General features: G+C 62.9%; 13 protein-coding genes. 3 read left to right on the top strand and 10 right to left on the bottom strand.

The window, feature by feature from the left end; genetic code table 11:
- The first annotated feature begins 5 nt into the window (after positions 1-5).
- Positions 6-470, top strand: a complete 465-nt coding sequence (locus tag AC1DXO_RS01510) for a DoxX family protein (RefSeq protein ID WP_476976312.1) — start codon at positions 6-8, stop codon at positions 468-470.
- Here AC1DXO_RS01510 and ruvB read toward each other — a convergent pair.
- Genes ruvB through ruvC form a run of 3 tightly spaced genes read right to left on the bottom strand, consistent with a single transcriptional unit; the run spans position 467 to position 2684 of the window.
- Positions 467-1501: a Holliday junction branch migration DNA helicase RuvB gene (gene ruvB, locus AC1DXO_RS01505; RefSeq protein ID WP_476976311.1), complete on the bottom strand. Its 1035-nt coding sequence runs from the start codon at positions 1499-1501 to the stop codon at positions 467-469. The two genes, AC1DXO_RS01510 and ruvB, sit on opposite strands and share 4 nt — an antisense overlap.
- A 2-nt stretch (positions 1502-1503) precedes the next feature.
- Positions 1504-2121, bottom strand: a complete 618-nt coding sequence (gene ruvA, locus AC1DXO_RS01500) for a Holliday junction branch migration protein RuvA (RefSeq protein ID WP_476976310.1) — start codon at positions 2119-2121, stop codon at positions 1504-1506.
- A complete protein-coding gene (ruvC, locus tag AC1DXO_RS01495) occupies positions 2118-2684 on the bottom strand; it encodes a crossover junction endodeoxyribonuclease RuvC (RefSeq protein WP_476976309.1) in 567 nt (188 codons plus the stop codon). The genes ruvA and ruvC overlap by 4 nt, the downstream gene beginning before the upstream one ends.
- Before the next feature lie 174 nt (positions 2685-2858).
- Here ruvC and AC1DXO_RS01490 point away from each other — a divergent pair, with 174 nt between their 5' ends.
- A complete protein-coding gene (locus tag AC1DXO_RS01490; protein WP_476976308.1) occupies positions 2859-4583 on the top strand; it encodes a tetratricopeptide repeat protein in 1725 nt (574 codons plus the stop codon).
- Between the two features lie 27 nt (positions 4584-4610).
- A complete protein-coding gene (locus AC1DXO_RS01485) occupies positions 4611-5300 on the top strand; it encodes a hypothetical protein (RefSeq protein ID WP_476976307.1) in 690 nt (229 codons plus the stop codon).
- 1 nt (position 5301) lies between these two features.
- On the opposite strand, the gene AC1DXO_RS01480 is transcribed toward AC1DXO_RS01485, so the two are convergent.
- The 7 genes from AC1DXO_RS01480 to AC1DXO_RS01450 all read right to left on the bottom strand — a co-directional run bounded on the left by AC1DXO_RS01480 (position 5302) and on the right by AC1DXO_RS01450 (position 14409).
- Complete coding sequence (locus AC1DXO_RS01480) at positions 5302-6435, bottom strand: acyltransferase family protein (RefSeq protein ID WP_476976306.1); 1134 nt, start codon at positions 6433-6435, stop codon at positions 5302-5304.
- A 159-nt stretch (positions 6436-6594) separates the two neighbouring features.
- The gene (locus tag AC1DXO_RS01475; protein ID WP_476976305.1) at positions 6595-7692 is read right to left on the bottom strand and encodes a Rieske 2Fe-2S domain-containing protein; all 1098 of its coding nucleotides are present in this window, start codon (positions 7690-7692) and stop codon (positions 6595-6597) included.
- A gap of 61 nt (positions 7693-7753) precedes the next feature.
- Positions 7754-8866 carry a histidinol-phosphate transaminase gene (gene hisC / locus AC1DXO_RS01470; protein ID WP_476976304.1) on the bottom strand — a complete coding sequence of 371 codons (1113 nt, stop codon included), beginning with the start codon at positions 8864-8866 and terminating at the stop codon, positions 7754-7756.
- 176 nt (positions 8867-9042) lie between these two features.
- Complete coding sequence (locus tag AC1DXO_RS01465) at positions 9043-9846, bottom strand: chorismate mutase (RefSeq protein WP_476976303.1); 804 nt, start codon at positions 9844-9846, stop codon at positions 9043-9045.
- 140 nt (positions 9847-9986) lie between these two features.
- The gene (locus AC1DXO_RS01460; RefSeq protein WP_476976302.1) at positions 9987-11039 is read right to left on the bottom strand and encodes a DUF2125 domain-containing protein; all 1053 of its coding nucleotides are present in this window, start codon (positions 11037-11039) and stop codon (positions 9987-9989) included.
- Between the two features lie 84 nt (positions 11040-11123).
- Positions 11124-11507, bottom strand: coding sequence for a hypothetical protein (locus AC1DXO_RS01455; RefSeq protein ID WP_476976301.1), 384 nt, complete (start codon positions 11505-11507; stop codon positions 11124-11126).
- 19 nt (positions 11508-11526) lie between these two features.
- On the bottom strand, positions 11527-14409 hold the full coding sequence (locus AC1DXO_RS01450; protein ID WP_476976728.1) for an ATP-dependent DNA helicase: 2883 nt from the start codon (positions 14407-14409) through the stop codon (positions 11527-11529).
- Between the last annotated feature and the right edge of the window lie 15 nt (positions 14410-14424).

Here is a 14424-nt window from a genome sequence, read left to right as displayed (position 1 = left end):
CTGCCATGACCACCGACACCATGACCGCCCCGTCCCCCTTAGCCCGCCTGGCGCATGCCTATGGCCAACTGGAAACCCGCCTCGGCGCCATCACCTGGCTGAAGGGCCTGTCCCTGCTTGCCATCCGGCTCTATCTGGCGCAGTTTTTCTTCTTTTCCGGCCTGACTAAGATCCGCAGCTGGACGACGACCATCGCCCTGTTCCAGGACGAATACCACGTGCCCGTCCTGTCGCCCGACATCGCCGCCCTGTTGTCGGCCGCCGCCGAACTGAGCCTGCCGGTCCTGCTGGTGCTGGGCCTGTTCACCCGCCTTGCCGCCGTAGGATTCTTCTGCATGACCCTGGTCATCGCGACCTTCGTCTATCCCGGCGTGGCGGAAAACTATTACATCTTCCTGCTCAGCTTCGGCCTGATCGCCCATGGCTCGGGCCTGTTCGGCGCCGATTACTGGCTCTCGAAAAAGGCCTAACCCTCGAACATGTCCGGCGTGGTCGTCGGCTGCGCCGGCGGCGTAAGACCGAGATGCAGATAGGCGCGCGCACAGGCCATCCGGCCGCGCTGGGTGCGTTGGATAAAGCCTTGTTGCAGCAGATAGGGCTCGATCATGTCCTCGACAGCGTCACGCGCCTCGGCAATCGCCGCTGACAGAGTTTCCAAGCCCACCGGTCCGCCGCCATAGTTTTCGATCAGCGCCTTCAGATAGCGCCGGTCGGAATGGTCAAGCCCGACAGCATCGACCTCCAGCCGCGCCAGGGCCTTTGAGGCGACCTTCTTGTCGATCAAGGCCACGCCGTCAGCCGCCGCAAAATCGCGCACCCGGCGCAGCAGCCGCCCCGCCACGCGCGGCGTACCGCGTGATCGCGAAGCGATCTCGAACGCGCCGTCCTCCGACAGGTTGGCGCCCATCTTGCGCGACGTGCCCATGACGACGCGCACAAGTTCCTCGGGCGAGTAGAATTCCAGACGCAGGGGAATGCCGAAACGATCGCGCAGTGGCGTCGATAGCAGGCCGGCCCGCGTCGTGGCACCGACCAGGGTAAAGGGCGCCAGGTCGATGCGCACCGTGCGCGCCGCCGGCCCGTCGCCGATGATCAGGTCCAGCACATAGTCTTCCATGGCCGGGTAGAGGATTTCTTCGACCGCCGGATTCAGCCGGTGAATTTCGTCGATAAACAGCACGTCATTGGGCTCGAGATTCGACAGGATCGCCGCCAGATCGCCGGCCTTGGCCAGGACGGGTCCCGAGGTGGCGCGAAACCCGACGCCCAGTTCGCGCGCCACAATCTGCGCCAGGGTGGTCTTGCCCAGACCCGGCGGGCCGTAGAACAGCACGTGATCCAAAGCCTCGGCCCGGCCGGCCGCGGCGGCGACGAAGACCTTCAGATTGGCCTTTAGTGGCGCCTGGCCGACAAAATCGTCAAAGGTCTGCGGCCGCAGCGCACGGTCCTGCACCCGCTCATCGAAATCACCGTCGGATTCGCCGGAAACGATACGCGCCATGCCTACTTACCCAGATGTTTCAAAGCGGTACGGATGACGAGCGGCAAGGCCGCGCCATTGTTCAGATCGGGACCCAAATCGCGCAAGGCCGACTCGACCGCCAGCCGCGCCTGCATCTCGCTGATCCCCAGCCCGATCAGGGCCGCGACGCTCTCGCCATTGACCGTCGCCTTTAGCGGCTCGGCGGTGCGGGCGGCCATCGGTTCGAAGACCGCCGTTGTCAGGACCTTGCCCTTCAGTTCGACCGTAATGCGCAGGGCCAGTTTGGGCCCGACGCCATTGGCCCGGCCGACCGACGCCTTGTCGTCCTGCGCCACGGCCTGGGCCAATTGCACCGGCGTCAGCACGTCGAGCACGCTCAGCGCTGCCTTGGGGCCGACGCCCTGGACACCCAGCAGCGCCTGAAAGGCCTGGCGCTCATCCTTGTTGAGGAAGCCGTACAGCCGCGTCCCGTCTTCGCGCGTCTGGCTATCGATATGCAGGATCACTTCCGTATCCGGCTTGGGCATGGCGGCCAGGGTGCGCACGCCGCATTTCACGACATAGCCAACGCCACCGGCTTCGATCAGGGCTTCCTCGTCGCCGATTTCCAACAGCGGTCCACGCAGACGTCCAATCATGCAGCACCTTTTTTCGTTTGCCCTAACGCTATGCTCCTTGAGGGCTGCTGTATGGCGCGTTTTAAGGTAGCCATTTTGCGCTTATGGGCATGGGTGATGGCGCAGGCCAGGGCATCGGCCGCATCGGCCTTCATTCCGTCTTCGGACTTTTGCGCCATGGGCAGCAGGCGTTTGACCATGAACAGGATCTGCTCCTTGTCTGCCCGTCCGGCGCCGACCACCGACTTCTTGATATCGAGCGCCGCATATTCCGCCACCGGCAATCCCGCCTTGGCCGGCGCCAGCATGGCCGCGGCCCGGGCGTGGCCCAGCTTCAGGGTCGACGACGGATTCATATTGACGAAGGTCTCCTCGATCGCCGCCTCGTCGGGCTGCCACTGGGCGATCACTTCCGTCAAGCCATCGAAAAGATTGAGCAATCTGACAGCGAGATCCTGATCATGAGCGGGCTCGATGACGCCATGCGCCACCCATGACAGGCGCGCTCCTTCGACATCGATCAACCCCCAGCCCAACCTGCGCAGGCCGGGATCGAGACCCAGAATCCGAATCGTGTTCTTCATATGTTCGACTATTACAGAGGCGTAGAGCGGGATGCAAGGCTTGGCCGGAAAGTTGCACAACAGTCGCGGACGTGACCTTTGTTCATCAATCTGATACAGGATTGATAAGTTAAGATTGCCATAACGCCAAAGCTGGGGTTAAGGTTTGTTAAGGTAGCATGGCCGGGGGCCGGAATGAGCAGCACAAATTCGACCCTGGAGGATTTTGCCCCTCCGGCGAAACTGAGAGTGACACCGTTTATCGCCCTGATTGTCGTGGCGCTGATTGTCTGCGCCGTGGCGCTGGTTCAGGGCGACGCGCCCTTTCTCGACCCGCATCCGATCGACTGGGTCAATCAGGCCCGTGCCGAAAGAACCTGGGCAGGCGTATTTGCCTGCGGTGTTTTCCTGTTTCTTATCGGCTTTATCGGCACTATTCGGGGCCTGATCCCGAGCCGCCCGCAACAGCCGAAGGCGAAGCCCGCCAAGCCGCGCCCCACCATGGAAGCCATTCCGCTGACCGTTGTGCCGGCCGCCGCTGTCGAAACGCCCATCATGTCGGCAGACGACACCATGACGATGGCTGCACAACGCGCACCGGAAAAACGCGGAAGCCTGGCGTTCGACGCCAGCCGTCTCAGCGCGACGCGTGATGAGGCCGTTGAGACGGTCGAAATGCCATCCCTGGAACCCGCCATCTTCCATGACAACGCTTCGGATTCCTTTCTGAGCCGCGACCACGCCCAAGAGCCCATATCGGAAGCCGCCGCCGCGCCGACATTTGATGCTGACGCCGCCCTGTCCGAAACCCATGGCCTAAATATTGCGCGCCCCGAAAGCGCCCAGATCATTCCGATCCGTCCGGATATCGCAGTCGCAGCACTTGAGGCTGCCCCGGTTCAGGCAGCCGCAGCTGAGCCCACCGTCACAGTTCACGATCCGCTGGAAGCCGCCCTGTTGGCTGAGCCGATGACTGTCCCCCGCGCGGCGCCGCAAAGCGATATCAGCGCCGTCATCAATTCGGCCATGCGCTTTATCGACTCCCCGTCCGACAGTGCTCCGGTTGAAGCCATTCCCGTTGAAGCGATTCCTGTCGAAGCGGTCATGGCTCAGACTGTGGAAACCCCTTCAGTCGAGCCGTCCGTCAACGGTGAGGCCGAGGTTCGCCAGGCTGTCCAGACCGCCCTGTCGGTGTGGCCGGATTCGACCCGCGCCATTGCGGCCGACGAACTGAGCGTCCGCATCTCGCACCTCTATTACGATCCTGCGCCGCAAAGCGCGCAGATCTTCAAGCTGATCGCTTCGGGCGACCTGGGCGCGGCTTCGGCGGCGCTGCAGGCCCAGTCCGACGTCCTGGCCACCGAGGGGCGGACTGCAGAGGCCGCCGAGTTGTGGCGCGTCTGTGGCGCCCTGCATATGGGCCGCGACGACAGCAAGGCTCTGGCCGCCTATGAAAAGGTTTCGGAACTCGACCCCAGCGACGCCAATATCCACCTCTATCTGACGCGCCGCTACCAGATGTCGGGCGACACTGCCAAACTGCCGCCGGTTATCGGCCGCGCCCTGGCGGTGATCAGCGACCCGTCCGTGCGCTCCGAACTGCTGACGCCATACGCTGACCTGCAGATGAAGGCCGGCAATGTCCAGGCCGCCGGCGACGCCCTCGAAGAACTCACCCGGCTGCACGAAATGACCGCCTATCTGCGCCCCGACGATATCGCCGCCCGCTCGGCCCACGCCATTACCGTGGCGCGGCTGGCCCAGGCACGCGAAATGCAGGGTGCCTTCGACCAGGCCGGCCCGCTGTACAAGAAGGCGCATCAGGTATTTTCCGATCTGTCGGCGATGAAGCCTGAGCATCCGGGCCTGCGCGCCATGGCGGAAAACGCCCTGAAGGACGCTCGCCGCTTCGGCGCCTAAGCCGTGAGCCGCTTGCTAAGGTGGATTTTGACAGCACTGGCCGTTCTGGGAATCAGCGTTTTTGCTGTGTTGAACTGGCATTTTATGCAGGGCAGCGATGGTCTGCTCAGCGTGGCCGCGGAAAATCTTGAAGGCGACCCGGACCACCTGCCACGCAGGTTTAGCCATTTCGCTACGCTCGACCTGGCCGGTGTCAGTTTGTTTATCGGGATACTGGCCTTGATCCTGCGGTCCGGCCTGCGCACACCGCCTCGCGCCATTCTCATCACCCTGCCGTTGCTCGGTTTTTTGCTGGGTTCCGCATGGTTCATCACCGAAGGCGTGGTATCGGACATTGCCAGCGCAGCATCCGGCTTACTGCGCTATGATGACAGCCTACTTGCTTTTTTCATCAGCAGCGCCTTTGTCCCGCCAGCCCTGCTTCTTTGGCTGTTCAGCGTCGGCAAATATGCACCGGACATTGCGCTGAACGACTTTCGCCTGCGCAACACCAACCTGCTTTTGTGGCTGCTTCTGGCCTTAGTCCTGGTATCGGTCGTCTGGGAAATCCTATGGTCAGTCGGCAAGATGACCTCGATGTCCGGGGACTGGCGTGACCTGACCGGCTTTTCCGTAATCGTCCTGTGGTCCTATTACCTATGGTGCGTTATCGTCGGTCGGGCGTACAAAATCGCTCCATCCACGCCAAAGCATAATTGGTTTTCACCGCAACTTTAGATCAGACATGCGTGCCGGCGGCAGCACCCTTGCGCAGGCCCAGCAGCCACAGGCGCGCCGGTTTTTCGACCAGGGCATAGGTCAGCGAGGCGCCCGCGATCGTCAGCCCGGCAAAGCCGGCCGCATAGCCAAGCTTCCAGCCCGGGCTCAGTTCTCCAATGTCGTACAGGGTCTTGATCCACGGCAGCAGGAACCAGCACGCGCTGAACACCACACCATGCACCAGGTACAGCGAATAGGATATGCGTCCGAGATACTGCAAGGGTGCGGTCTGCAAGACCTTGCGGAACAGGCCGCGATTGCGCGCCGCCGCCATGACCATCACCGCAAATACGGGCACGATGACCAGGTCCTGAACCTTGAAATGAAAGACCACGACGACGGCGGCGAACAAAATGACCAGGATCAGATCCCCGCCGGCCCAGGTCATTCCGCCGGCCCGATAGATGCGGTACACGGCCAGTCCGATGATGAACTCGCACAGGCAGCGCACAAAGCCATAGTTGAAAGTGATATCGAGGTTGTGGTCCGGCAGGGCGAAGACCAGCGCTACCAGGCCGGCAAAGGCTACGCACCCCGCCAGACCGCCCAGCCACGCCGGCGCCTTATGCAGTAGGACGATCGCCGGCACCGTCAGGACATAGGTCCACCATTCGGCTCCAATCGACCATGAGACGATGTCCCAGGAAAGATAGACGTGCTGGTTCATCGCGTGGGTCAGCAGCAGGTTCGACGGAATGGCCTTCCACGCCATAAAGGTCTCCCACGATCCGTCCTTAACGTTAGGTACGAACAGCGGGTAGACCAGTGCGATCACCACGACCAGGCCGAGACAAACCAGGTGCAGGGGATAGATCCGCGCCAGCCGCGCCCACAGATAGTCCAGCGTCTGCGCCGCCTTTCCCGGCCCGCTCAGGGCGGCGCCGAAGACGTGGGCCATAATGAAACCGCTGAGGATGAAGAAGAAATCGACCCACAAATAGCCATGCGACACGATACCGGTGGCGTCGCGCGATACCAGGGCGCCCATGTCGCGGTAAAACAGGCTGACATCGATGTGGAACAGCATGACCCACAGGGCGGCCAGGCCGCGCAACGGCGTCAGAGAGTCGATATAGTCGACGGATGGTTTCATGCTTGCCCCCTGGCGTTATATTTTACATGAGGGCTAGCATGTTCGCGGCCTGCCGCACGGAGAATACGAATTCACGGCGCGTGAATACCTATTCTCATGGTGTCATATCAAGGTGGACAACATCTGGCCGTTCTTCACCTGCGCCGCGTGGCGGCGAGGTCAGCTGACCCATTTCAGGGTCTTGGCCTTCACCGGATTGCCGAAGGCGCGGCCCTCGGCGCGTGACGCCAGCCATTCCTTCTTGAGCTGCTGATACCACTTGGCCTGTGTATCGGCGTCGTCGATCCACAACAGGCTGGGATCGTATTTCAGCCCCATATTCTGCAGATTGACCATGTCGCCGTCCTGTTTCAGGAAGGCCTTGGCGCCCAATCGGAACAGCGGCGCGATAAGGCGGAACAGGCCGTGGTCGCTCCAGAATATCTGGGTGATGCGCGTCGTCGTCTCGTCGATCGGCGTCAGGCAGGTCAGGCCCAGCACCTGCTGCGTCCCGATCTCGATATGCTCGTAGCGTATGCCGGGCAGGCGGAAGGTGATTTCGGTCGCCGGCGCCCCGCCCAGGATCTTGTAGGCGCGGCTGTTCTTCGAAGGTGCATGGCGGACCATGGCGAACCCTAAATCGCGCGGCTCGAAATCCTTGATCTTCGATAGTTGCGACTTGGCCGACCGCCACCACCATTGTTGGTGGACATAGGGGCCATGCGCCGGGTCCATCAGGCCGACCACGGCATGATCGATATGGCTGTCGAAATCCATGGTTTCGACGATAATCGGTTTGCCGCCGACGACGCCGGGCAGTATCGGCGGCGCGTGATCGGGCTCGGCCGGGCGGCGCAGGTCGGCGGTGATATAGATCCATACAATGCCCTGCTGTTCGCGGACGTCGTAGTTACGCACGCGGATCTTGTCGACCTCCATCGGCTGGTCGGCAGTCAGGGACGGCACCTTGGTGCAGGTCCCTGACGTATCAAAAGTCCAGCCGTGATAGGGACATTGCACGACGCAGCCCGAGCCTTCGCGCAACATCTGGCCGGCCGACAGGGGCGCTGCACGATGCGGGCAGATGTCGCGGATGCCATAGACCTTGCCGTCGAGATCGCGCCCCAGCAGAACGGGCTCGCCCAGGAAGACATAGCGTTGCAGCTTGCCGGGCTTCAGGTCGCCTGAGAGGGCGGCAAACCACCAGCAGTCCTTCAGGAAGCCCTGGCCGAAGGCAACGCGGGTCGCAGCGGATGATGTCGTGGTCTGGTCAGGCATGAGTCTTCGAATGTCTCGTTACACGTCTAACATATCGCGAAAAATCATTCGACGCGACCCTTTACCGCAGCGCCGCAAACCGGCCCAGAGCTTCCAGAAACGCTGCGTTTTCCTCGTCCTTGCCGATGGTGACGCGCAGAGCGGCCGGCAGGCCGTAATTGGCGACATGACGCACGATCAGGCCCTGGCTCATCAGATATTCGTTGGCCCGAACGGCTTCGTCACGATCCTTGAAACGGATCAGCACGAAATTGCCGATCGACCGGCCGACCTCGAAGCCCAGGCTGCGGATCGCCTGGACCATACGCGGATGCCACGACACGATCTGCGCCTTGGAGGCGTCGATATGGGCCTGGTCGGACAGGGCGGCGACAGCGGCATATTGCGCCGGCAGGTTGACATTGAACGGCAGGCGGATGCGGTCGATGGCTTCGATCACCGGTACAGGACAGTAGCCGAAGCCGACGCGCAGGCCCGCCAGGCCGTGGATCTTCGAAAAGGTCCGTGTCACCACCATATTGTCGCGGCCGCGCGCCATTTCCAGCGCCGATTCCCAAGTCGGTTCGTCGACGAATTCGGCATAGGCCTCGTCGATCACCAGCAGCACGTCGGGCGCCAGGCGGGCACGCAGATCGTTGATTTCCTCCGGCGTATTCCATGTCCCCGTCGGATTGGCCGGGTTGGAGATATAGACGATCTTGGTCCGCGCATCGACCAGGTCGACTATACCGTCGATCTCGACGCGCATGTCGGGCTCCGGCGCCAGGCGAACCTGGGCCTGGCAGGCCAGGGCCGAGATGCGATAGGCCAGGAAGCCGTGTTCACCCGTGACGATATTGTCGCCGGCCTCGAGATAGACCTGGTTCAGCAGGGCGAAGACCTCGTCCGAACCGTTACCGAAAACCAGGCGCTCGGGTTCCAGCCCGTGATAGGCGGCAACCGCCGTGCGCAGCGGGCCGGCATGGCCATCGGGATAGCGGAACAGCTTGGCCTGCGCCTCCGCAAACGCCGCGGCGGCCTTGGCGCTGCACCCCAGGGCGTTTTCGTTGGACGACAGCTTGATCGGCTCAGCGACGCCGTCGATCTTCGACTTGCCGCCGACATAGGGGGCGATATCGAGGATTCCGGCTTTCGGCGACGGTGATGCGGCGGAGATTGGGCTTTGTTCGGTCATGCGATGGCTTTAGCCAACTCTCGCCGCAAGAACAAGCCAGTGTTGGAGAAGGGAAACCGCGAATGAACGCCAATGAACGCGAATATATATGGCGGTTCAACGACGTGTCGGATTTCGATCGCGGATGAATTGCCCCCTATTAGCGTTCATTGGCGTTTATTCGCGGTTCCAAATTCTTAAATCCGCGGCGCCGAGCCGATGACGCCCGACAGGCTGCCCAGGGCGCCGCGCAGCCGGTCGTCGGTTTCCTGGACAAAGCCCGCGAGCGAGAACAGCTTCAAACCCTGCGCCGTGCACAGGAATTCGGCCGCAAAGCCGCGCCGGCTCAGGTCGTCGATGATGCGGTTTTCGCGCTCGGCGGAATCGCTGACCCAGAACGTGATGTCGTCACCGGTAGGCTCCGGCGCGATGGCCGCCAGGGCAACAGCATGCGGCCTTGCCCGAGACATTTCAGGCAAGGCCGCAATAATCCGTACCGATTTTTCCGCCAGCAGCCGCGCCCACCACGCACCACCGCGCGGATCCAGGCTGAGCACCGAGATATGGCGCACGTCACGCGACGCCGCGATCGCCGCCGCCGCGTCATCGACATAGCCGAAGCTGGGGGCGAAGCCGAAGCGCTCGCGCGCCCAGACGAGGATTTCCTGATTATGCTCGCGCGCTACCAGATTGAGGTGCAGGCCGCCCCCCCCTTTTGCGATACGACCTTCACCCTGGATGCGCAGGTTTTCCGAGATCAGTTCGCGCCAGATGCGCACCACCACCTGGTCCGACGCCGCCTGGCGCGGCATGGCCAGCAGCTTGCGGATCAGCATGGCCTCACGGTCCGGGCGCAGCAGTGACGCCTGGCTTGCGGCGGCGTCTTCGCGCGACTTGGCCTCGCCGATCGCCTTGCCCAGTGCCGCGCGGGCATCGACAAGACGCAGCAATTCACTGTCCAGGGCGTCGATCTGGCTTCGAAGGTCGGTCAGGGTGGTCAAAACACGGCTCTTTTCAGTAGGCGCTGAAAACGCTTACCCTATGCCTTCACGCCGGCGTGAACAAGTCGAGCGACAGTATAAAATCCCGATTCAGGAAAAGATTCGCCGGAATTGCAGGAAATTGCGGACAATGGAAACGACTAGGGCAATATAGGCGCATCTGAAACTTTTAGCGGGCCCATATAGGCTGCGCCATCGTGAAAATCGAGGGTGAACTTCTGCGTCCCCTGGGTGGCCAGCGTCATGTTGAGCAAGGGCTTCGCCAGGGTCATGTTCTCCGGCGATATCAGGCGCAGCGCTCCCAGCACGTCCAGCGGCTTGAATGTACCGGACATCTCGAACATCAACTGGCCTTTCAAACGCCCGGTATCGTCCGAGGTCAGGCCGTCGCCGTGGAACAGCAGGTTCAGCTCGCCGGCCGTCATCTGCGCCTTGACGCCATTGGCCAGGCCGCCCGCTGCACCCCACGCCTTGACGCCGCCTTCGCCGTTAAAGGCGGAAAACTTGCTCAAAACGCCTTCGACGCTGAGGCTGAGCGGCTTTTCCGGCGAGACGTCGCCGACAAAGCTCCTGGGTTGGCCGTGGGCGCCGCTGACCCGCATCAGGAAATCTGCCGAGTCGGCAACATTGGCCGTCGGACGCAGATAAGCGTCGAACTTGTCGGCGGAGGTAAAGGCAAAGGGATGTTCGGTGTCGGACGGGACCAGGGTCAGGTTGGTGCCTTCGACCGCCAGGTTATAGACGGGCTTGGTCAGTCCCGACGCGCTGGCGCGCAGGCTCTTGCCCGATACCACGACCTTGCCGAGATCATAGCCGTCGACTCGACCGCGGAACAGGGTCAGGCCCTGGGGCGTCACCATGACCCATTTGTCGAGCGCATAGGCATTGGCCTCGGCCTGCAGGTCGGGGGTGGTGAAGCCCTTGCCCGACGGCGCCACCACGGTCAGGTTCTTCAGCTCGACGAACATTCGGTAGGGATAGCCCTTGACCTTGAAGGGATCGTAGGAGACCTGGTAACCCTGCTCGATCAGCACCGACTGATGCCCTGCGATGCGCTTTTCAACTTCGTGGGCGACATAGAACCAGTAGGCGCTCCATCCGGCGATCAGGACCAGCACAACGATGAACGGCCCGAACAGGCCGATGCGATGGCGGCGGGGCTTCGGTGTCACGGTGATGTCGTCTAAGGCCACGGTGTGCTCCCTCGTTAACCTTTACTCATGCCAGACGGCGCGCGCGATGGGAAGCAGCGACTATAAAAAGCCGATGCGATTCTGTTAAAGCTCTATTTCCATTGTTGCGTTTGCATCTGGCGTCGACTGCATAAATTCGAGCCAGGCTGTTAATACCCGCCGCAAGATGACGGTAGCTACAGTCATAGAATTGTCTTCCTCAAAAAAGAATAGGGTCGATACCTCGGCGCCTATTACCGCCCAGCCTTCTCCCTTATACCACGTGGCAACAGCGACTTGGCCCGTCATGATCGCTTCAAGTCGTTCAAGCCATTCCGCCGTCCAGGGTATCGTATGGACGAGTCTAACGCCCTCATAGTCGGACAGGAAATCGCTGAGAATATCGAAGCCAGCGTCGTTTACGGTGTCGGATCGGCAATACGGCTCCAGTCTGCCGTGCAACGACTCCCAGAAAAAAGTCAGCTTCATTTCTTGCGCCCTTCGAAACCTACCCGTGCAGAAATTTTGCGATCGATTCCAGCGCTTCGGCCAGGGTGCAGCGTTGCAGCACCACGCCCTCGGGCAGGCCGCTGAACAACCGCGTCGGCGCCGCCGAGTCCAACATGACAAACACACCCCGGTCGTCGGCCTTGCGGATCAGCCGCCCGAAGGCCTGGGCCAGCTTGGCGCGCGTCAGAGCATCGTCATACAGCTTGTTGCCGAAATGCTGGCGTCGTGCCCGATGCAGGGTATCCGGCCGCGGCCAGGGAATCCGGTCAAAGGCGATCAACCGCAAGGCCTGGCCCGGCACGTCGATGCCGTCACGCACGGCATCCGTACCCAACAGGCACGAATGGTGCTCGCTGCGGAACACGCTGATCAGGTCCGACACATCGAGCGGATCAACATGCTGGGCATAGAGCGACAGGCCGGCCTCGCCCAGGGGTCGGTTGATCTGCTCATAGACCGCCTTCAGCCGGCGGATGGCAGTAAACAGCCCGAGGCTGCCGCCCTTGGCCGCCTTGAACAAAGCCTCCATGGCGGCACCCGTGGCGCGCGGATCGTCGCGGCTGACATCCGTCACTACGAACAGTCGCGCCTGATGGGCATAGTCGAACGGCGAGGCGATGCGCGCGGTCCGCGCTCCCATGACCAGGTGATTGGCGCCCGTCCTTTGCCGCGCCAAGGCGAAACGGTCGCTTTCCTCGTCCTCGCTCGGCGCCTCGCCGATGCGTGTGCCGTCACTAAGGGTCGCCGACGCCACCAATATGCCGTGAGCCGGCTTCAGGACAAATTCGGCGAGCGGCAGGCTGGGGTCGACATAGTGGCGGTTCAGGCAGACATCGACGATGCGGCCGCGGATCACCTCGGTCGAAAACCAGTCGATGGTCTGGGCGGAGACTTCGTCGACCACGGCCTCGCCTTCGGTCACGGCCAATTTCTGTAGCAGCGACCGCCACGCCGGCAGCAATAATCGCGCCCGCCGTTCCAGCCCGCGCAAGGCGCCTTCGATGCGAATCCGGTCGGCTGGTTCCAGCTCGGCGCCGCTGTTCAGCCGGTCCTCCAGTGCCCGGACCAGGGCCAGCAAAGGCGCCTCGATCCCGGCCAGGGCCCGCGCCGCCAACTTGGCCGCCGCCGCAACGCCATCGATACACGGATGGGCTTCGCACTCGCCGCCCTGCTCATTGTCCGGCGAAAAGCGCGAACGCAACCGCGCCTCGCCCTGGCGGATATCGATCTGCTGATAAACTTCGACCAGCAGCGCCTCGATCGGGCCGACCGGATCGAGCCCGCCGCCCGACTGCGTCCGCACACCCAGCCGGGTCGAAAACCCATCCGACGGCAGGACATGCGCCGCGCGGATCAGCTCCTTCATGGCATTCTTGGCGTCGTCCGAGCCGGCAACCAGGTCGCCCAGCCGCGCCTCCAGCCCCCGGCCACGCCGCGAACGGCCTTCGTTGCCTCTGATCCACCGCCGCAGTTCGTAGGCCTCCAGCCCCGACAGTCGCGTCGCAAAGGCGCTGTCGGCGGCTTCGAAAACATGGTGGCCTTCGTCGAAAATGATGCGCGACAGGGCCGGACCGTCGGCGTCCTCCTGAACGTCGGCGCCTTCGGCCTGCGCCTGCATATCGGCGCGCGCCCGATCGCGCAGGTCGTAGGTCGCCTGGGACATGACCAGGGCGTGGTTGGCGATGACCAGTGACGCCGAGCGCGCCTTGCGCACCGATTTCTCGATGAAACAGACACGGTAATGCGGACAGGCGGCATAGGTGCATTCACCGCGCCGGTCGACCAGCGACCCGGGCGTCAGGGTCTGGAACACCTGGGCCGGTGTGCCCGGTGGCAATAGCGACGGCAGCCAGGTCGGGAAATCGCCGCTCATGATGTCGCCGTCGCGGCTGTACAGTGCCCACCGCGCCACCAGAACGGCCATGATCAGTTCGGGCGCGCTGTGCATGGCCGCCAGGCGTTCCTGGAAGTTCAGCAGGCAGACATAGTTTTCGCGCCCCTTGCGCACCACCACCTTGTCGGCGCGCTCGTGCGGGTTATCGAACAGGGCGCGCGTGTCGTGGTGGATCTGTTTCTGCAGCGCCTTGGTATAGGTCGATATCCACACCTGCCCTTGCGCCTTTTCGGCCCAGGCATGGGCCGGCGCCAGGTAGCCCAGTGTCTTACCGACCCCGGTCCCTGCCTCGAGCAGCCACATATTGGGCTGGTCCTTCATCCATTTCGGGGCGAAGATCTCGCGCGCCTTAAGGGCAAAGGCCAGTTGTTCGGGCCGGCGTTCGTCCAGCCCGGCGCGTTGCAGGTCGCGGCCGAGATGCTGGGTGACCTCTTCCTCGGACAAGGCCACGGCGCGCGCCTGACCTTCCGGCGGCTGGTCTTCCCATTCCTCGAGCAGCGGCCAGATATCGAGCGCCGGCGGCAGGACATAGTCGGCCGGCAATTCGGTCCGATCCAGCACGGCCTGAACCAGCGGCGCCCAGACCCAGCCCTGTTTCGCCATCAGCTTGACACCCGACTGCGCGGCGAGACGGAATCCGAGCGGCGAGGTCTTCAGGGTTTCGCACAGATCCGACACGACGGACGCCAGGACCTGCGCCTGGGCCTGGGGTGTTTCAGGTTCATCGTAACCGCAGGTCAGGGCCAGGCCGGCCGCCGAGGGGGCGCAGAACTGGGCGGGACGGATAAAGGCGAACAGTTCAAGGACGTCGAAGTGGCGGGCTTCCCGGGACTGGCGGTTGCCGAACAGCCGCGACCGCATCAGGGTGGCATTGGCGACGATCAGGGGTTCGCGGCCCCACAGTTCGCGGGCTTCGGGCAGACCGATGTCACGTCCGCTGCCGGCGTCACTGACAAAGGCGCGCACAGGCGTCAGGCCCAACGCCATGCCTGGCGCCAGACC

Source organism: Asticcacaulis sp. P2_C5, assembly GCF_056404555.1.
The sequence above is the reverse complement of the archived record's forward strand: the minus strand, read 5'-3'. Positions and strand labels throughout refer to the sequence as shown.